At 28.0% G+C, this 19,003-nt stretch carries 17 protein-coding genes; 14 read left to right on the top strand and 3 right to left on the bottom strand.

Translation table 11 applies throughout. The features are described from left to right. The 3 genes from AVBRAN12637_RS01705 to coaE are packed head-to-tail and all read right to left on the bottom strand — an operon-like array spanning nucleotide 1 to nucleotide 2,064. Nucleotides 1–654 (bottom strand): dUTP diphosphatase, encoded by a 654-nt coding sequence (locus AVBRAN12637_RS01705; protein WP_214117007.1) that lies wholly within the window; start codon nucleotides 652–654, stop codon nucleotides 1–3. Between the two features lie 41 nt (nucleotides 655–695). Further along, entirely contained in the window at nucleotides 696–1,445 is a 750-nt protein-coding gene (dapF, locus tag AVBRAN12637_RS01700) for a diaminopimelate epimerase (protein WP_214119573.1), read from the bottom strand. Further along, nucleotides 1,432–2,064: a dephospho-CoA kinase gene (gene coaE, locus AVBRAN12637_RS01695; protein WP_239803072.1), complete on the bottom strand. Its 633-nt coding sequence runs from the start codon at nucleotides 2,062–2,064 to the stop codon at nucleotides 1,432–1,434. The genes dapF and coaE overlap by 14 nt, the downstream gene beginning before the upstream one ends. A 127-nt stretch (nucleotides 2,065–2,191) precedes the next feature. On the opposite strand from coaE, the gene AVBRAN12637_RS01690 reads away from it, so the two are divergent. The 14 genes from AVBRAN12637_RS01690 to AVBRAN12637_RS01625 all read left to right on the top strand — a co-directional run bounded on the left by AVBRAN12637_RS01690 (nucleotide 2,192) and on the right by AVBRAN12637_RS01625 (nucleotide 18,992). After that, nucleotides 2,192–2,389: a twin-arginine translocation signal domain-containing protein gene (locus tag AVBRAN12637_RS01690; RefSeq protein WP_214116989.1), complete on the top strand. Its 198-nt coding sequence runs from the start codon at nucleotides 2,192–2,194 to the stop codon at nucleotides 2,387–2,389. Nucleotides 2,390–2,407: 18 nt separating this feature from the next. After that, nucleotides 2,408–5,260, top strand: coding sequence for a formate dehydrogenase subunit alpha (locus AVBRAN12637_RS01685; protein ID WP_214116987.1), 2,853 nt, complete (start codon nucleotides 2,408–2,410; stop codon nucleotides 5,258–5,260). 2 nt (nucleotides 5,261–5,262) lie between these two features. Next, the gene (gene fdh3B / locus AVBRAN12637_RS01680) at nucleotides 5,263–5,838 is read left to right on the top strand and encodes a formate dehydrogenase FDH3 subunit beta (protein ID WP_214116984.1); all 576 of its coding nucleotides are present in this window, start codon (nucleotides 5,263–5,265) and stop codon (nucleotides 5,836–5,838) included. Between the two features lie 15 nt (nucleotides 5,839–5,853). Beyond that, nucleotides 5,854–6,756, top strand: a complete 903-nt coding sequence (locus tag AVBRAN12637_RS01675; RefSeq protein ID WP_214116983.1) for an SPFH domain-containing protein — start codon at nucleotides 5,854–5,856, stop codon at nucleotides 6,754–6,756. After that, complete coding sequence (locus tag AVBRAN12637_RS01670) at nucleotides 6,753–7,145, top strand: NfeD family protein (protein WP_214116980.1); 393 nt, start codon at nucleotides 6,753–6,755, stop codon at nucleotides 7,143–7,145. Before AVBRAN12637_RS01675 ends, AVBRAN12637_RS01670 begins: the two co-directional genes overlap by 4 nt. A gap of 590 nt (nucleotides 7,146–7,735) precedes the next feature. Further along, the gene (locus AVBRAN12637_RS01665) at nucleotides 7,736–8,335 is read left to right on the top strand and encodes a MotA/TolQ/ExbB proton channel family protein (RefSeq protein ID WP_214116978.1); all 600 of its coding nucleotides are present in this window, start codon (nucleotides 7,736–7,738) and stop codon (nucleotides 8,333–8,335) included. Continuing rightward, nucleotides 8,319–8,711, top strand: a complete 393-nt coding sequence (locus tag AVBRAN12637_RS01660; RefSeq protein ID WP_214116976.1) for an ExbD/TolR family protein — start codon at nucleotides 8,319–8,321, stop codon at nucleotides 8,709–8,711. The genes AVBRAN12637_RS01665 and AVBRAN12637_RS01660 overlap by 17 nt, the downstream gene beginning before the upstream one ends. Nucleotides 8,712–8,715: 4 nt before the next feature. Further along, nucleotides 8,716–10,680 (top strand): TonB-dependent receptor, encoded by a 1,965-nt coding sequence (locus tag AVBRAN12637_RS01655; RefSeq protein WP_336615216.1) that lies wholly within the window; start codon nucleotides 8,716–8,718, stop codon nucleotides 10,678–10,680. A 3-nt stretch (nucleotides 10,681–10,683) separates the two neighbouring features. After that, on the top strand, nucleotides 10,684–11,664 hold the full coding sequence (locus AVBRAN12637_RS01650; RefSeq protein WP_336615215.1) for a FecCD family ABC transporter permease: 981 nt from the start codon (nucleotides 10,684–10,686) through the stop codon (nucleotides 11,662–11,664). Then, nucleotides 11,657–12,403, top strand: a complete 747-nt coding sequence (locus tag AVBRAN12637_RS01645; RefSeq protein ID WP_239803070.1) for an ABC transporter ATP-binding protein — start codon at nucleotides 11,657–11,659, stop codon at nucleotides 12,401–12,403. The genes AVBRAN12637_RS01650 and AVBRAN12637_RS01645 overlap by 8 nt, the downstream gene beginning before the upstream one ends. 8 nt (nucleotides 12,404–12,411) lie before the next feature. Continuing rightward, nucleotides 12,412–13,182, top strand: coding sequence for an ABC transporter substrate-binding protein (locus AVBRAN12637_RS01640; protein ID WP_336615214.1), 771 nt, complete (start codon nucleotides 12,412–12,414; stop codon nucleotides 13,180–13,182). Next, nucleotides 13,182–13,832, top strand: coding sequence for a hypothetical protein (locus AVBRAN12637_RS01635; protein ID WP_336606717.1), 651 nt, complete (start codon nucleotides 13,182–13,184; stop codon nucleotides 13,830–13,832). The genes AVBRAN12637_RS01640 and AVBRAN12637_RS01635 overlap by 1 nt, the downstream gene beginning before the upstream one ends. Then, nucleotides 13,832–15,049 carry a flavodoxin family protein gene (locus AVBRAN12637_RS01630; protein ID WP_336615213.1) on the top strand — a complete coding sequence of 406 codons (1,218 nt, stop codon included), beginning with the start codon at nucleotides 13,832–13,834 and terminating at the stop codon, nucleotides 15,047–15,049. Before AVBRAN12637_RS01635 ends, AVBRAN12637_RS01630 begins: the two co-directional genes overlap by 1 nt. Nucleotides 15,050–15,155: 106 nt before the next feature. Then, entirely contained in the window at nucleotides 15,156–18,992 is a 3,837-nt protein-coding gene (locus AVBRAN12637_RS01625) for an autotransporter outer membrane beta-barrel domain-containing protein (RefSeq protein WP_336615212.1), read from the top strand. The last annotated feature ends 11 nt before the right edge of the window (nucleotides 18,993–19,003 follow it).

Below are 19,003 nucleotides of genomic sequence, written 5' to 3'. Positions count from 1 at the left end.
TTAATCCTTTAAATTTTTATAAATTTCATTAAGATTTTTATACAAACTATCATAGTTTATATCATTTTGCTCTAGTAGTTCATATAAGATTACATTGTCTTCTTTACCATTCCAAAGTTTTTTATAAGTTCCATTTTTATAGCCGTTATCTTGGCGGAATTTATTTAAGACATTTTTACCAATGTAGATTTTATAAAGTCTTGTAAATTCTAACTCACAACTACACATTAGCTTTAAAAATATTTCTGTAATTTGCGTTATGTTTAGCTCTTTTGCACTACTTGTGTGAATTAATTCTCTTGAAAGTTCTAAAATATCATTTAAATTTTTATTTGTTTTATTGAATTTAAATTCTGAAATCGTGTTTATAAGTTCTTTTTGTTGATTTTGCATAATTGCAAGGCTTAAAATAAAATGCCAAATATCAACTAATTCAATTTGAATATTTTCTAAATCCCAACTAGCATCTATGCTTTTCCAATGTTTCCAAGGCATAGAATCAACGAGTTCAGCACATTCCATATAAATACAACGAGCAAAATCAATTAAGCGATTTTCCTTTGTATAACCTTTTTCCCAACCAATTCCGCAAGTTGCGTTATTTAAAGCTTGTTGTAAGCTTAACATATCATTAGTATATTGTAATTTCATCATCCCTTCTACATCAAAAAATATCAAAATACTAGCAAAATTATTTAACAATCAAGCGTAGTGCTAAAAATTTTTTTAACTTGTGCTTTAAAATATAAATAATCATCTTTAAAACTCACTTCGCAAATATCATTGCTTTTTGGATAAATAGTAGCCTTTTCATCAACTAATTTAAGCATTCTAGCATAATAAAAACAAGCGTTCATTCCAGTTCCACAAGCTAAAGTTTCTCCAACTCCACGCTCATAAGTTCTAACATATAAAACCCCATCTTTAAAAGTTGCGTAATTTACATTTGCATCATATTTTTCTCTTAAATATTTAGCATTTTCTTCGTTGTAGTTTTGCACTCCATCAAGAGTTACTAGGTGTGGCACACCTGTATCAATTAGGCAAAATACATTTTGAAATTCCACTAAATTTTCGTGTATAACCTTAGCTTTGGTTAGTCTAATTTCTACAAAATCATCATCAAAAATTGTCGCCTTAATAATCCCTGCACCAGTTAAAAAACTCATATTTTTATTTGCTAAATTTTGAGTGTAAGCAAAATGTGCCGCAGCTCTTGCACCATTACCACACATATTAGCTTTTGAGCCATCTTGATTGTAAAATCCCCAAGTAAAATCATAATCTTTATCATTTTTTTTGATTGCAATAAGCCCATCAGCACCTATTCCACTATGTCTATTACATAATTTTATGGCTAATTTACTTAAATAATTTTCATCTAAATTATCAGTTTGAAAAATAATAAAATCATTTCCATTTGCGTAGTATTTATGAAATTCCATGTTTTTCCTTTAGTTTTTGAATAAGTTTTAGCGAGTTATCTTTAAAATCTTCTAAATTACCATCGTTTTTGATTAAATAACTTGCAAATTTTATTTTTTTGTCTATATGTAATTGAGAATTTAATCTTAGTTTTGCTTCAAATTCTGTTAAATTATTTCTATTCATAAGTCTTGTTAAAGATAATTCATAAGGGCAATAAATCACAATTTTATTAAGCAAAAAATTATAATTGCTATTTTCAAAAAACAAGGGAATTTCTACAAAAATTATTTTATTTTTATTTTGTTTGATTTTTTTGAGAATTTCTTTTTTGATTTTTGAGTGCATTATTTTTTCTAATTTTTTCTTAGCTGTTTTATCATTAAAAATCACATTTGCCACTGCTTGTTTTTTTTCTTTTAAGAATTTGAAATAGGAATTTGAAATATTTAATTTTTTACGAATTTGTTTCCATTTGTAGCAAAAAACTTTTGAAGAAATTTCATCAGCACTAATGCAAAATATTTCATTTTCTTTAGCAATATTTAAAAATGTAGATTTACCACAAGCAATGCTAGATGTTATTACATAAATATTTTTAAAAAATAGGTGTTTTTTTATCTTAATTTTTCTTATCAAAACCGACTCTTTTTATCATTATCATAATATTATTTTTTAGATAATTTTGTTTATTTTCTTAAGCCTAATTTTAAGGCAATAATGTATTATTTAGGTTACTTTTTAAAATTTTAGTAAGGAGGCAGCCATGGAGAACAAAAGAAGAGCTTTTCTTAAAAAAGCATTAAGTGCTGGAGCTACCTGTGCTGTTGCTAGCGTAGGTTTAAATGCAGCAACAAGTAGCGAAAATAATAGCTCTGGTGTAGTATCTGGTCGTGCAAAGAAAAAAGAAGTGTTATATAAAAAGACCCTTCACTGGGAAAAATTTTATAAAATTGCATATTAATTTATAGAAAGGATTTAAATGCGTAATTTAGGTAGAAGAAGCTTTTTAAAACTTGCAGCAGTTGCAGGTGCAAGCACTACCGCATTTGGTGCGACAAACGCAACCTTAAAGGCAGATGAAAAAGTTAAAATGCCTTATGAAGGTAGTAAAAGTGTTCGCACAGTTTGCTCTATTTGTAGTGCTGGTTGTGGTATAGAAGCTGAAGTAGTAAATGGTGTTTGGGTTAGACAAAATAACGCAATAGACCATCCAATTTCACTTGGAAGTCATTGCTGTAAGGGAATTGACCAAATTGATTTAACCAAATCAAAATGTCGTGTTAAATACCCATTAAAAAGAGTTAATGGTAAATGGGAAAGAATTAGCTGGGAACAAGCTGTAAATGAAATCGGCGATAAAATGCTAGATATTAGAAAAGAAAGCGGTCCTGATAGCGTAATGTTTTTAGGTTCAGCTAAGTTTAACAATCAACAAGCATATTATTTTAGAAAATTTGCTGCATTTTGGGGAACAAACTCAATAGATCACGTAGCTAGAATTTGACACAGCGCAACAGTAGCCGGTGTGGCTAATACTTGGGGATATGGCGCTATGACAAATCACTTTGGTGATGTTGTAGGTAATACAAAATGTATGATTATGTTTGGTGCAAACTCAGCAGTTGCAAACCCTATTGGATTTAAGCATATTTTACAAGCTAAAGATAGAAATAATGCTCCTTTAATCGTAGTTGACCCTATTTTTACAAGAAGTGCAGCTCATGCTGATATTTATGTAAGAATTCGTCCAGGAACTGACATTGCATTTGTATATGGAATGTTAAATCTTATTTTTGAAAATGGTTGGGAAGACAAAGAAATAATCAAAAATAGGTCTTATGGAGTTGATTTAATTCGTGAAGAAGCTAAAAAATATACTCCTAGCGAAGTTGCTGATATTTGCGGATGTAGTGAAGAAATTCTAATTCAAGTTACAAAATTATTTGCGACTACAAAACCTGCTACACTATTTTGGTCATTAGGTATTACTCAACATTCAGTTGGTAGTTCAAATACTCGTATTTTAGCTATTTTACAATTAGTGTTAGGAAATATTGGAAAACCTGGTGGCGGAACTAATATTATTCGTGGTCACGATAATGTTCAAGGTGCAACAGATATGGGATGTTTAGCAGACACACTTCCTGCTTATTATGGCTTAGCTGAAGGTGCTTGGAAACATTTTTGCAATTTTTGGGGAGTTAGCTATGAAGATATGCAAAAACGCTTCGTAGATGATAGTGCAAATGGTGGCAAAAAATGGATGCACGAAAAAGGATTTAGTTTATCTCGCTGGTGGCAAGGTGTTAAAGGCGTAGTTCCTTATGGCACGGATACAACTCATTCAAATGCTCCTGTTAGAGTTCTTTGGGTTCAAGGAACTGGAATTACTTCTATGGCTCACACTGTTAAAATTCAAGAAGCACTTAAAAAACTTGATTTAATAGTAGTTGCTGAACCATTTGTAAATGAAGTTGCAGTTTTAGCAGATCGCCCTGATGGAATTTATATACTTCCTGCTTCAACTCAATTTGAAACAGAAGGGTATGTAACAGCTACAAATCGTTCTATGCAATGGAGAAGTCAAGTAGTAAAACCAATTTATGAAAGTAAAGAAGACCAAGAGATTATGTTTATGTTTGCTAAGAAATTTGGCTTTTATACAGAATATACTCGTGGTATGAAACTTGAACTTCAAAATCATAAATTAGTTCAGGTAATTCCTGATGATGTTGATGCGAAATGGCCTGATGATGCTACAAGAGAAATGAGTAATGGTTTATTATCAATTGGTCTTCGTGGTATTAGTGCAGAGCGTTTAAGAAAACATCAAGCAAATTGGGCTAATTTTGACCCTGATACTTTAATGGGTATTGGTGGAGATGTAAAAGGCGAATATTATGGCTTACCTTGGCCTGTATGGGATGCAAAACACCCTGGAACTGCTATTTTATGGAACCCAAATGTGCCTTATGAAAAAGGTGGAATGGGCTTTAGAAATAGATTTGGACTTGAGCATAATGGAGTTAGTCAGTTAGCTGATAATTCATTCACTCCTGTTGGTTCTAAGGTTAAAGGTGGTTATCCTGAAATTAAAAAAGATAATATTGAGCAAGTATTTGGTATTACATTAAGTGATGAAGAAAAAGAATTAATGGGTAATTCTTGGAGCACAGATATTTCAGGAATTATATTAGAAAAATGCCGTGAAAAAAGTGCTTGTTGCTTAGGAAATGCAAGAGCTAGAACTATAGTTTGGGAATTTAGCGACCAAATTCCAAAACATAGAGAGCCAGTGCATTCACCAAGATGGGATTTGGTGCAAAAATATCCAACATTTGACGACCAAACAACTCCAAATTTCCGTGTTACTACAATGTTTAAGAGCGAGCAACAAAAACAAGACTGGAGCAAGGATTTTCCTATTATCATTAGCTCAATGCGTTTAGTAAATCTAAGTGGTGCTGGTATGCTTGAGAGAACTAGTAAATATTTAGCTGATATTACACCTGAAATGTTTGCTAATGTTCATCCAGAGCTTGCAATGCAACACAATATTGGCGATGGAGAAATGATGTGGATACATAGCCCGCAAGGAACTAAGATTAAAGTAAAATGTATTCACAATAGAAGTGTAACTCCAGATAGAATTTGCTTACCTTACAACTTCGCTGGTGTTTTACAAGGAGTTGATTTAAGTCATAACTATCCAGAAGGCACTAAACCTTATACAATAGGCGAAATGTCAAATACGGTTACAAACTATGGTTTTGATCCAAATACACAAATTAGCGAATTTAACGCTGGACTTTGCAAGATAGAAAGGGCATAAAAATGGCTAGAATGAAGTTTTTTGTTGATAAAAATCGTTGTATTGGTTGTTTTGCTTGTCAAGTTGCGTGTTCAAGCGGACATGAAGTTCCTGTTGGTATTAAAAGAAGAAAAGTAATTACTTTAAATGATGGTATTGAAGGCAAAGAAGTGTCAATGACAATAGCATGTCAGCATTGCACTGACGCACCTTGTGCTCAAGTTTGCCCTGTTAAATGCTTTTATATTCGTGAAGATGGTATCGTATTACACGATAAAAAAGAATGTATTGGTTGTGGTTATTGCTTATATGCTTGTCCATTTGGTGCTCCACAATTTCCAAGAGATGGAGCATTTGGAATTAAAGGCGAAATGGATAAATGTACAATGTGTGCAGGAGGTCCTGAAGAGACAAATAGTGATGAAGAAAGAGAACTTTACGGACAAAACCGCATAAGCGAAGGAAGAGTGCCTATTTGTGCTGCTGTATGTGCTACAAATGCACTTTTAGTTGGAGATGAGAGCGAAGTTTCTAATGTATATAGAAAGCGTGTTTTAACTAAAAATGCAAATGTTAATTTAAGTAATATGTTTATTTAATTTAAATTAGGAGAGATGATGGAATTTTTAATTTTTGTTGGAGTTTTACTAGCTTTAATAATAGTCATTTTAATAAAGTCTATAATTATAGTATCGCAAAGCGATATTGTAATAGTTGAGCGATTAGGTAAATTTCACAAAGAATTAAGTGGAGGATTTCATTTAATCTTTCCTTTTATTGATATGGTTAAATCAATAATTACTATTAAAGAGCAACTAATAGATATAGAAAAACAACAAGTTATTACAAAAGATAATGTAAATATTTTAGTTGATGGGATAGTTTTTCTAAAAGTAACAAATGGAAAAATGGCATTTTATAATGTTGAAAATTATAAAAAAGCTATATCAAATTTAGCTATGACAACTCTTAGGGGCGAGATTGGCGGTATGTATCTTGATGATACTTTAAGTAGTCGTGATAGTTTAAATAGTGCTTTGCAAATTGCACTTGGAGATGCTGCTGATAACTGGGGTGTAAAAATTATGAGAGTGGAAATTTCTGAAATTTCTGTTCCTAGTGGCATAGAAGAAGCAATGAATTTGCAAATGAAAGCTGAAAGAGAAAAAAGAGCTATAGAATTAAATGCTGAAGCACAAAAAGTAGCACTTATAAAAAACGCTGAAGCATTAAAGCAAGAGCAAGTTTTAAATGCTGAAGCAATAGAAAGAATGGCTGATGCTAAAAAATACGAACAAATTGCATTAGCTCAAGGTCAAAAAGAAGCTATGAATAACATAAATGAAGCAATGGCACAAAACATTAATGCAGCTGAGTTTTTATTAGCTAAAGGCAGAGTAGAAGCATTTTTAGCTTTAGCAAAAAGTGAAAATAAAGATAAAATATTAGTTCCTTATGAAAGCACTGAATTAATAGGAGCTTTAAGTGTATTAAAAGAATTTGTAGGCAAAAAATGAGTAGCTTATATTTACTTTGTATAGGAATATTTTTAGGAATTTTAGAATTATTAGTCGGTAGTTTTTATATAATATTTTTTGCTATAGGATTTATTATTGTCGGTGCAATTAATTTAATAAAGCCATTAGATTTAGAATTACAAATAATATTAATTGCTGTTATATCTCTTGTTTTACTTATAATTTTTAAATTTTTTGTTAAAACTAAAAAAGTAGAGAATTATGACGATGATTTTTTAAATACTCAAGGCGAAGGCGTTGTTAAAAATGGTATGATTTATTATAAAGGCTCATTTTGGCAAACAACTGATAATTTAACCTTAAAAGAAGGTGAAATTGTAAAAATTGAAAAAATCCACAATAATAAAGTAAAAATTAAACAAGATTAATTTTTATAACTTTCAATAATATTTTTTAATTTATAAAATACAACCACAAACAATAATATTACATAACTTAAACCATAAATGCTACATAAATTACATAATAATGCAAATTGAAATTCTATGTTTGATTATTTTTTATAATCAAACATAATTTAAGTTATATTTAATTTATACAAATTATCTTCCAAGAGATAGAGCATTTGGAATTAAAGGTGAAATGGATAAATGTACAAAGTATGCTGTTGTATGTATTATAAATACACTTTTAGTTGGAGATGAGAGCGAATTTTAATTTATATAGAAAGCGTGTTTTAACTAAAAATGCAAATATAAATCTAAGCAATATGTTTATTTAAGCTTTAGCCCCTTTTTTAGCACTGATTCCTATTTTAAATTCTTTAAATTTTATTTAATTTATAACAAGTAAAAACCCTAAATTAAAAGTATTAAAACATATAATCAAAGTAATAGCTAATTTAAAAATCACAATTGCTAATTAACAAATTAGTTTCAATTTAAAAACAATTTAAGAAATAATTTTATATAATGATTATGAAAATTCTTTTCATTATAAATTAAAAAAAAGGTATTTAATGTTAAACTTAATGCAAATTGGTGGTTTATTTATGTGGCCTATTTTTGTTCTTTTAGTGCTTAGTTTTGCTGTGATATTAGAAAAAATAACAAATATATATTTATGTCAATTTTCTTTTAATAATAATTTTAAAATCAAAATAAAAAAAGCAATATATGATAAAAATTTAATTGAATTAAAAAATATATGTTCAAATAAAAATTCTATATCAAATAGCATACAAAAAGCTATAAATATATACGAAAAAAATAATTTAAATGAATTTGAATTAGAAAATATTCACTTTAATGAAATAAAAAAACTTGAGAAGAATGGTTTTATCTTAGGTATAAGCATAAGTATATGTCCTCAGCTTGGTCTTTTAGGAACCGTTACTGGTATGATTTCTTCATTTGCAGCTCTTAGTAAAGAAGCAAATGAAGAATTAGTAGCGGCTGGAATTAGTGAAGCTTTATATACAACTGCATTCGGATTAATTGTAGCTATTTTTGCTCTTGTATTTCATATCATTTTCAATAAAAGAATTGATTATTTAAATAACGAAATCTACCTTAATTTAAATTATTTTAATAAGGCTTTTAATGAGAAGAATAAATAGAAAAAAACCTGAATTTATAGAAATTTCTATGTTGAATTTGATAGATGTTATTTTTATATTACTTATATTTTTTATGCTAAGCACTACATTTTCTAAATACTGGCATTATGAAATAAGTCTACCAAAAACAAATAATAGCGAAAACACAACTAAAGAAAATAATATAAAAGAAGTGATCTTAAATAAAGATTTAAACTTATACATAAAAAACAATAAAGATTTAATTTTTATAGATGATATAAACAAATATATAAAATCTTCAGATATTGTCTTATTAAGTGCTGATAAAGAAATAAGCTACGACAACTTAATTAAAACAATATCTATTATTAAAAATTCAAACATTAATAAAATCAAATTAAATATAGAAAGGTAAAAAAATGAAAAAAACTATTTTAGCATTTTCATTAATTGGTGCATTATATGCTGATACTTTGCTTGATACTCAAGTAATTAGCGATAGTGGATTTAGCGATAGCTTAGCTGATGTTAGCTCAAACTTATTTGTCATAAATAAAGAAGAGTTAAATAAAAAGAATTATCACGATTTAGGAGAAATTTTATCTTATCTTCCTAGTGTTTCTTTAAATCCTGTAGGTATAGGCAGTGCAATTGATATTAGAGGTCAAGGAAGTAGAGCTAATGCAAGGGTAAAAATCTTGTTTGATGGAGTTAGTCAAAACGCATTAGATACATCACATCTTGGAATTCCTTTTAATACAATAAGCGTAAATGATATTGAGCAAATTGAGGTTATTTCTGGAGGAGGAAGTGTAGTTTATGGAAATGGCACTAGTGGTGGTGTTGTCAATGTAATTACAAAATCAAGCTTAAAAAAAGATTATGCAAATCTTACTCTTGGGTTTGGTTCTTTTTCTCATAAAAGTATAGGAGCAAGTGCTGGTGCAAATATAAATGATAAAATATATTCTCATTTTGGAATTAATTATATAGATGAAAAAGGATATCAAAGAGCAGATTTAAATAAACTTTTAAATACTGATATTGGGTTTAAATTTAAACTAACAGACTATCAAAATTTAGATATCAATGCAAATTATATGCATAATGAATATAGAAAAAGTCAAGCTTTAACCGAGCAAGAAATTGAACAAGATAGAAGATATGAAGGAATAATTTGTACTCAATATGAAATTTCAAGATTTGGCTTTATTTGCAAAAATCAAATTCTAGCAAGTCAAGATTCAACGAAAACTAGCAGTAGAAAGAACTATAATCTAAAATATAGTAATGAAATTAATGAAAATATTTTAACAGAATTTATGGCTTATTTGCAAGATAATAACTATGAAGATAAACAATTTTTTGATAGAAAAATAGGGGCTAATGCTAAAACAAAACTAAACTATGATTTTTCAAATACAATATTAGGATATGAATATTTATATGCAAAAGGCAAAAGAGCTTCTACAACAACAAATATAGTTAAAAAAGATACTCATTCTATTTATGCAATAGAACAATTAGATTTTAATCCGTTTGGAATTGATATTGGTGCAAGACTTGAAAATTCTAAATACAATATAAATAGAAGTGATGGAATAGCTACAATAAACGATTTAAAAAACACAAACAACTATGGTGCAAATATTGTTTTATCTCATAAATTTATGGATACAAATAGTGTGTATTTTAAATTTGAACGTGGGTTTAATTCTCCATCTCCTTACGAATTAACCGATAAAGCTGATGGAAAAAACTATTCTATTAATAATTTAAAATCAGAAGATTATTTAAATTATGAATTAGGATTAAAAGGTTTAGTATTTGACCAATATGCAAGTATAAGTTTATTTTATACCCTAACAAACAATGAAATAAATGTAAATATGAGCCATTATCCTGTTGTTAAATGGACTTATGAAAATATTGCTAAAACAAAAAGATATGGAGTTGAAATAAGCTTAAATCAAAGCTTACTTGATGATAAATTAAACCTGTTTGAAACCTTTTCATATATTGATGCTAAAGTAGTTAAAGACAATTTAAACAAATACAAAGAAGGACAAAAAATACCAAATGTATCACCTTACAAAATCAGCCTAGGAGCAAATTATAAAATAACTGACAAGTTAAGCGTAAATGCTGATTATAGGTTTTATTCTAAAACAAATTGGGATTATTTAAACAATAATACACAATTAGAAAAGAAAGCTTATTCTTTAGTTGATGTTGGATTAAATTATGACTTTACCAAAAATATAAGTTTAAGTTTAGAAGCAAAAAATATCTTTAATACAAAATACAATCTAAACTGCAGTGGCCAAACTTGCCAAGTTGCACCTACAAGCACTTATTATATGCAAGTAAAAGCGAGATTTTAAACAATGAAAAAATCATTATTTCTAGCTTTAATTAGTATTATATGTATGTTATTATCGCTTGGAATTAGTTCACCTCAATCTAATTTCGGCTTTCAAGCATTATATAGACTAATAAGCTTAAATAATGATTTAAATGATTTAGATATTTTGTATCAAATATTTATAGAATTAAAAGCACCTAGAATACTATTAGCATTTATAGTTGGTGCTTTATTATCTAGTAGTGGAGCAGTTATTCAAGGATGTTTTTTAAATCCACTAGCTGATCCTTATATAATAGGAATAGCATCGGCTGCTACATTTGGTAGTTTAATTGCATTTATGTTTAATTTAAGTGAGATTTATTTTGGACTTTTTGCATTTTTATCTTGCATACTTTTTACATTTTTTATATTTTCTATTTATAAAAAAAATCAAAATATGGCAACTTTATTAATTTTAGGAATAGCCACTTCAACACTATTGGCCTCTATAACATCTTTTTTTATATATTTAATAGGAGAAGATAGTTTTAAAATAAGTGCTTGGCTAATGGGATACTTAGGTAATGCAAATTGGAATATAGTAATAATTGTATATATTGCAAGCATAATATGTATTTTGTATTTTTATATTAAAAGATATGAACTTGATTTGTTATTATGTGGAGATGAAGAAGCTAATTCTTTAGGGCTTAATGCAAGTAAAAGCAAAAAACTATTTTTAATAATTGCATGCATTGCAGTTGCTTTTTCTGTAGCTTTTTGTGGGCTTATAGCATTTATTGGTTTAATTATCCCTCACACATTAAGAATGTATTTTAAAACTTCATCTAATAAAATAATAATTCCATATTCAATATTTATAGGGGGAATTTTTTTATTATTTTGTGATAACTTAGCATTTAATATATTATATCCCATAGAAATTCCTGTAGGCATTATTACTTCATTTTTTGGAGTTCCTTTATTTATATATTTAGCTTTAAGGAAAAACTATGCTTGAAATTAAAAATTTTTCATTCTCGTATCAAGACAAAATAATTTTTAGCAATTTAAATATAAATTTTAGTTCATCAAATTTTATAGGTTTAATGGGTAAAAATGGTTGTGGTAAAAGCACTTTAATTAAATGTATAATCAATTTGCTTTCATATAAAGGCGAAATTAGTTTTAAAAATAAAAATCTAAAACTCTTAAATCATAAAGATTTAAGTAATTTAATCTCTTATGTTCCACAAAAATCAAATCAATTTATGCCTATTAGCGTGAGTGATTTTATAATGATGGGCTTATTTAGTAAAAACAATTCATTTTATATACAAAATGATTACAAAAAACTTGATGAAATAATGGAATTTTTAAATATACAAAACTATAAAAATAATCTTACTAATAATTTAAGTGGTGGAGAATTTGCAAAAGTAATGTTAGCAAGAGCTTTAATAAAAAAACCAAAAATTTTATTATTAGATGAAATTTGTGCTCCACTTGATATTAATTACTCTATATTTTTAATGCAATTATTAAAAGACTTAGCAAAGGATGGTTTGCTTATATTAATGGTAATACATGATTTATTCACAAGTATTAGATTTTGTGATGAGATAGCTTTTGTTAAAGATAAAAATATTTTATTTTACGACAAAACAAGAATAGTTTTTAATAAAGAAAACATTAAAAATATTTTTGAATTTGATTGTGATATTTATGAAAATAAAAATAATTTAAATGTTATATTTTAGGAGAAAAAATGAAAAAAATTTTATTAAGTTTATTAATTTTAGTTAATTTAAATGCAAATAAATTAGTTGTCTTAGAACCTAGTGCTGTAGAAATATTATATGAGCTAGATAGTTTTAATAATATTTTAGCTATAGCTAACACCACCACTTCTACCATTTATCCAGAAGATAAAACAAAACTATTACCAAGCGTAGGAACATACACAAGACCAAACATTGAAAAAATAATAGAATTAAAACCTGATGTTGTAATAACAAGTCAACATTCATTAGGATTAGAAAAATTAAAAGAATTTAATATAAAAATTTTAGATTTTAAAGCTAATTCTTTCAAAGAGCTAAAAAACAATATTGCTAAATTAGGAGAAATTACAAACAAAAAAGATAAAGCGCAAGAAATCATCAAAGAATTTGAATTAGGAATTAAAGAATTTCACAATCTTGCAAAAGATAAAACAGCTATGTTTATTTTCTCATCAAACCCTATAATGTTATTTTGTGATAACAATTTAGCAAATGATGTTATTAAAGCTTTTGGTATGAAAAATATATGTGATTTAAAAGAACAAACGCCAATAGTAAATAAAGAATATATAATAAGTAAAAATCCTGATTATATTTTTTATTTTAATGACGGAGATTTAAAAATTATAAGCAATTTTTTAAAACATACTAAAGCATTCAAAAACAATAATCTAATAAAAACAAATTCTTCATCAATACTTAGGGCAAGTCCGAGAATTATTATAAATATGAAAGAATTGTCAAAGGAATTATAATGAGATTTTTTATAATTTCTTTGATAATAAACATTGTCGCACTAACGATACCACTTAGCACTGAAGAAATTATAATTGATAATAAAAAAATTAATATTGAAATAATTGAAACAAAAAAAGAAGATTTTGTAAATAATCAAAAAATCCTTCAAGAAGAGATTTTCAACCAACAAAATAATTTATCAGAGCAAGTTATACAAAAAGAAATAAATATAAAAAATACAAATTTAAAAGCAAATAAAAAAGTAAAAATTAAAAAAGAAGCAAAACAAGATACTAAAAGCACAAGCAATACAGCAAATGAAAACAAAGAAGAAACTAAAGAAAATCTTATTACTAACAATCAGATTAATATGGTTAAAGAATATCCTAAAAATACAAATTCACAATTTTGCAAAAGCAATATAATTTTTAATGAACTTGATAATTCTTATCCTAAAAAAGCAAAAATGTTAAAACTTGAAAGGATAAGTAAAGTTAGCGTTAGATTTAGCATTTCAAACAGCGGAATAAATATTTTAAGCATTACTGGAAATGACTTCTTTGCAAATCATACAAAAAAACTAATTTTAGATATGAAATACAAAATACTAGATAATCAAGCTTTAGGCTGTGTATTTTTAAAAAATATAGAATATAGGATGAATTAATGGTTGTTTTATATCTTAGCAAAAATAATAGCAGTAAAAAAATAGCCTTAGAAATCGCTAAACTTTTAAATATTGATTGCTTTAATTTAGAGCATTATAAAGACATTGATAAGCATAAGTATATTTTCTTAGTATTTTGGTTAGAAAAAGGCAATATCACAAGCAATATGCCAAAAATACAAAATAAGATTTTAGGCATAATTTTTACTTGTGGAGCAGATAAAAACAGCGAGTATATAAAAAATAAAAAAGAAATGTTTTTTAATATTTTTAATGAAAATAATCAAGTGCTAGGCATACAAGCAGTAAATGGAGCTATTAGTGATGAATATATAAATAATGCAAAAAAATTAGCTAAAGAAAACCCTAATTATATTATTACAAAAGAAAAGGAGAAATTATGGAAAAATAGCAAAAAACATCCCGATGAAAACGATTTAAAAATAACAAAAAACTTTACAATTTATATTAAGGAAAAAATCATGAAATTACAACAAGCAAAAGAACATATGAATAAAGACCATAAAGATTCTTTATTTAGACTAGTAAAGCATCATACAAATAAAGATGCTCAAAATGTGGAGTTAATAGATATAACTTATAGCGGAATGGATATTTTGTATGATGGAGAAATTTTACATTTAGATTATAAAACTAAGGCTAGTGAAGATACACTTCATTATAGTGTAATAGAACTAGTTAGCGAAACAAAAATAAATTCTAATAATTTAGATGAAGAAATAAAAAATTTTAAACATTCTTTTAAAAGTGTAAATATTGCTAGTGTTAGCAAAGATAATCAAGTTATTTGCTCTTATGCTCCAATAATTTTTAAAAATGATGAAATGTTTATTTTCATAAGCGAAGTTGCTGAACATTTTTCAAGTATTAAAAACAACCTTAACAATATAGAAATAATGTTTTTAGAAGATGAGAGTAAAGCTAAAACAATATTTGCAAGAAAAAGGCTCAAATATCAAGTAAATGCAAAAATAGTTGATGATAGAAGAGAAGAATTATTTGAAGTTTTAAAAGAAAAATATGGAAATGAAGTAAATATTTTTAGCAAAATGCTAGATTTTCATTTTATACAATTAAGTATAAAATCAGGTAGATTTGTAAAAGGCTTTGGTGCTGCTTTTGATATAGATTCTAATAATAAAGCTGCTGAAGTTAGATTAAATATGCCGCATAAATTACATAATAATGCAAATTGAAATTCTATGTTTGATTATTTTTTATAATCAAACATAATTTAAGTTATATTTAATTTATATAAATTATCATCACGACTTGCTTAGGCAAAATTATTTTTTTAAGGAGATGTCATGGCTAGACACATTACGGGGGGGGGTATTTAAGCTCTCATTAGTTGCGAGTGCATTAATTCTTAGCACTAGCTTAAACGCAAAAAGCGTTAATTCAAACGAAGTTGGAAAAGAAGAAAATCTTTATCTAATTAATTCAAGCAATGCTACTAAAGATATAACTACAGAAAAAGACAAATATCAACAGATTGGTTTTGATAACAAAGGAATTGATCCAACACCAGAGCAAAGAATTACTTTAAGTGGTAATATTACAAATGATGGAGTAAGCCTTATAAGAGATTTTAAAGGTGATGTACTTGAAAATACTTCGGGGATAATTAATGGAACCATTACCAATAATGTTTCTACTCAAAGTGTGCCAAAAGCTTTAAGAGATTATTATTACAATAATCCTGAAAGTATTCAAGGACAAAAAGAAGAAATCTTAGAATTTGCTAAAGACCTTGAGAGAGTTCAAGCAGTTACCGGTAAAAATATTAATATGGTTATAGATACAGCTAAGATTACTTCAGATATTGTAAATAATGGTGGTCTTTATGTAACAGATAGTGGATTAAAATCAGTTACTAATAATGGAGTGCTTTTTGTAGATTGGTCAGGTATTATTAATGAAGGTGGCGTAGCTATTAGTGGCAATGGAGATGTGATTTTAGAAGATGCAGAAATAAAAGGCACATTAAATGCTAAAGACCTTTATGTTATGGGAAAACCAAAAAAAGAAAGCACTCCTTATGTAGCTAGAAAAACTAGCCAACCTCAAAACGATCATGTTACAAGTGTTAATGATGTAAATACCACAAACTTAGCTAAATTTGAAACTTCTATTGTAAAAGGTAAAGTTACAGCAAATACTAAAGCAAGTGCAAATAATTCATTCTATGGCTTTAACACAACTTTTCAAGGTGCGATTGATAATCAAAACGGCAAAGCTAGATTTATCCTTTCGGATATTCAAAATGGAGTTAAGAGTAAAGGCGATATAGAAATTTATGGAACAAAAATAAATGGTAATGTAGAAACTGATGGAAAATTCATAAGTGGAGCTCATCAAAAAGAATTAGCAAACAAGTATTTCTCAACTCTTTTAAATAGCGAAAAAATAGCAAGTGCTGAAGATATGAAGAGACTTGATGAGATAATGAATAATGAAGAAAAGTTCTTACCACTGATTAAAGCAGCAACTTCAAATTCTCATGATATTGATAGCACTACATTTTATAAAGACGCTTTAAAATATGTAGATAGTGAAGAGATGGAAACTGGTGATTTGATAGCTAATGGTGGTATTGATACAACTGGTTTTGAAATGAGTGGAGATGGGGTTGTAAAAGTTACTAAAGGCGATATAAATACTATTGTTAGTAGTTTTGAAAATACAGGCGGTGTTTATATTACAGAAGGTAATTTAAATGCTAATAACTCAAGTTTTGCAAGTGATGTAAATATTGCTAAGGGCGATTTAAAAGCTTTAGGAAATTTATTAGAAGAAAAAAGAGATGAAAGTGGCGAAAGAGTAAAAGATAAAAACGGCAATCAAGAGTATAATCCTGCATTTTCTTATATTGACAATGATGAAGCTAAAAACACAATGTCAAGATTTGCAAATATCAATGTAAATGATGGAAATATAAGCCTAACAAATACTTATGCAGAAAATATCATAGCAAACGATAAAGCTACAAGCTCTAAAACAATTACTCTTAAAAATGCAGTTATAAATAAACTTACACACGGAACAAATCTAAAAGACGCAGAGTTTAATGTAAATGCAAATAAAGCTTTATTTAGAGAAAGCGTTACAAACTACGGCTCAATCAATGCTGTTAGTTCATCATTTGATAAAGATGTTAAGGCTAGAAATCTAAGCTTAAGTGGTATCGTTGAAGATGTAGAAAGGCTAGATAAAAAAGCAGGAGAGTATCACGGAGAGATTAGCTATGACGCTAATATCGCAGCTTCAAATAATCTAAGCTTAACAGGTATAGAGAGTGCTTATAAATTAGATAAGAGTGCTAATACAACTCTTTTACAAGCAAAAGATATAAATATCAATAGTTCAGCTATCAAAGCTCAAGTTATAGGTAATGCTGATATTAGTGATGATTTAACTACTGGTGTATTGGCAAATCAAGTTAGTGCTGCGAATTTTTATAAAGACCCTATCTCAAAAGGTTCAAGCATTAATTTAAATAACGCTATTGTATTTGGCGATATGAAAGCTGATAAATTAAATGCGAATAATTCTAAGATTACAGGTAGAATTTTAGCAAATGATTTAAATGCAAGTAATAATACATTTATTATGGGTGGCACAAACAATACATTCTTAGGCACAATGATTGCAAGAAATAGCACAAGTGGTAAGGCAAATGAAATAGGATTACTTGGTTTAAGTGTAAATAATGGCAAAGCTGATGCAACTAATCTAGCAAATCTTCCACTAGCTTTATTAAAGATTGGAAATGGAAATGCAACAGCAGAAGACTTCGTTACAAAAATCGGAGTTTATGATGGTCTAAGTGTATATTCATTAGATAAGAAAAATATCTTAAGCGGGACATTAAAGCAAGGAGATGAGGATTATATTTATTATTCAGTTGTAGCAAATCCTGTTAATGCGGCTGCAAGTAGGGCTGATGCTAGTAAGACAAGTGATAATTTTAGTGCTGATAGCAAAAGTGGTGCTGATAAGAGTATCTTAGATAATGCAAACTCAAGTGTAGGTGCAATTGCTCAAAAAGCAAATGAAGTTGCAAAAGGAACTGCAAGTGATGAGGTAATGGCAAATGCTAATAAAGTTGCAAATGATACAAGCAAGATTGTAGCAAGTGAAACTAGCCTTGATAAAGCAATTGAAGAAGCACAAAAAGATATTAAAAACGCTGCAATTGAAGAAGCTATTAAAGTAGGGTCTAACATTAATGGTAATGAGATTGAACTTACTTTAAAAGGTGCTAATACTAAGGCTTTAACAGATGCAAAAAATATGCTAAATCAGACTTATTATTCTTATGTTAGCGAATGGAACAATCTAAACAAAAGAATGGGCGAACTAAGAAATAATGATGGCAAAAATGCTGGAATTTGGATTAGAAGTTTTGGTGGCGAAGGCAAGATTGATAGTGCTAAAATAAAATACTATGAAGTGCAATTTGGTGCAGATAAGCAAACTAGCACAAATTATGGCGAATTATATTCAGGTGTAATGGCAAATATAGGTCAAAGCACAAGTAATTCAAGTAATTCTAAGGTGAAAAATCACGGCATTGGTGCTTATGTTAGCTTAGTTGGTAATGATGGCTTATTTATTGACGCTACAGCTAGATACACCAATCATAAATCAACATTTAAAGATAATGTTTGGTTAGGCGATTTAAAAGATAGCGGAAGTGGGTTTTTAGGTAGCGTTGAGGCTGGATATAGAATGGGAAGTGATTTTTATCTTGAGCCTAGTGCTGAATTAATCCTTGGATATGTTCCTATGGCTAATTTAAAGGGTAATGATAAAGTTACTTTAAAAAGCGAAGGTAAATTTATGGGAGCAGCAAAAGTTGCTTTAAGTGCTGGTGCAAATATTAATGATACTTTTGGTTTAAGAGCTAGTGTTGGCGGGGCGTTTGATTTAAATAACACTCCTGCTATAACTCTAAGCGATGGCACAACTACAAGAGTTGAAAAAGGCTTTAAAGATAGTCGTGGATTTGCAAGTGTAGGAGCTAATTTTAACTTAGGTAAAAATACTAAGTTTAGCTTAGATGCTGAAAAATCATTTAGTGGAAAATATAATACAAACTACAATATAAACGGAACTTTAAGATATTCGTTTTAAAAAATAGCCCT

Origin of the sequence: Campylobacter sp. RM12637 (assembly GCF_020137645.1) — a bacterium.
Lineage (GTDB): Bacteria > Campylobacterota > Campylobacteria > Campylobacterales > Campylobacteraceae > Campylobacter_E.
The sequence above is the reverse complement of the archived record's forward strand: the minus strand, read 5'-3'. Positions and strand labels throughout refer to the sequence as shown.

Bases quoted from the DNA above. Each gene is read 5' to 3' on its own strand.
- AVBRAN12637_RS01670 (WP_214116980.1), top strand. From the start codon at position 6,753: ATGAGTAGCTTATATTTACTTTGTATAGGAATATTTTTAGGAATTTTA.
- AVBRAN12637_RS01635 (WP_336606717.1), top strand. From the start codon at position 13,182: ATGAGATTTTTTATAATTTCTTTGATAATAAACATTGTCGCACTAACG.
- AVBRAN12637_RS01630 (WP_336615213.1), top strand. From the start codon at position 13,832: ATGGTTGTTTTATATCTTAGCAAAAATAATAGCAGTAAAAAAATAGCC.
- AVBRAN12637_RS01655 (WP_336615216.1), top strand. From the start codon at position 8,716: ATGAAAAAAACTATTTTAGCATTTTCATTAATTGGTGCATTATATGCT.
- AVBRAN12637_RS01640 (WP_336615214.1), top strand. From the start codon at position 12,412: ATGAAAAAAATTTTATTAAGTTTATTAATTTTAGTTAATTTAAATGCA.
- AVBRAN12637_RS01650 (WP_336615215.1), top strand. From the start codon at position 10,684: ATGAAAAAATCATTATTTCTAGCTTTAATTAGTATTATATGTATGTTA.
- AVBRAN12637_RS01665 (WP_214116978.1), top strand. From the start codon at position 7,736: ATGTTAAACTTAATGCAAATTGGTGGTTTATTTATGTGGCCTATTTTT.
- AVBRAN12637_RS01625 (WP_336615212.1), top strand. From the start codon at position 15,156: ATGTCATGGCTAGACACATTACGGGGGGGGGTATTTAAGCTCTCATTA.
- AVBRAN12637_RS01645 (WP_239803070.1), top strand. From the start codon at position 11,657: ATGCTTGAAATTAAAAATTTTTCATTCTCGTATCAAGACAAAATAATT.
- dapF (WP_214119573.1), bottom strand. From the start codon at position 1,445: ATGGAATTTCATAAATACTACGCAAATGGAAATGATTTTATTATTTTT.
- AVBRAN12637_RS01705 (WP_214117007.1), bottom strand. From the start codon at position 654: ATGATGAAATTACAATATACTAATGATATGTTAAGCTTACAACAAGCT.
- fdh3B (WP_214116984.1), top strand. From the start codon at position 5,263: ATGGCTAGAATGAAGTTTTTTGTTGATAAAAATCGTTGTATTGGTTGT.
- AVBRAN12637_RS01660 (WP_214116976.1), top strand. From the start codon at position 8,319: ATGAGAAGAATAAATAGAAAAAAACCTGAATTTATAGAAATTTCTATG.
- AVBRAN12637_RS01690 (WP_214116989.1), top strand. From the start codon at position 2,192: ATGGAGAACAAAAGAAGAGCTTTTCTTAAAAAAGCATTAAGTGCTGGA.
- AVBRAN12637_RS01675 (WP_214116983.1), top strand. From the start codon at position 5,854: ATGATGGAATTTTTAATTTTTGTTGGAGTTTTACTAGCTTTAATAATA.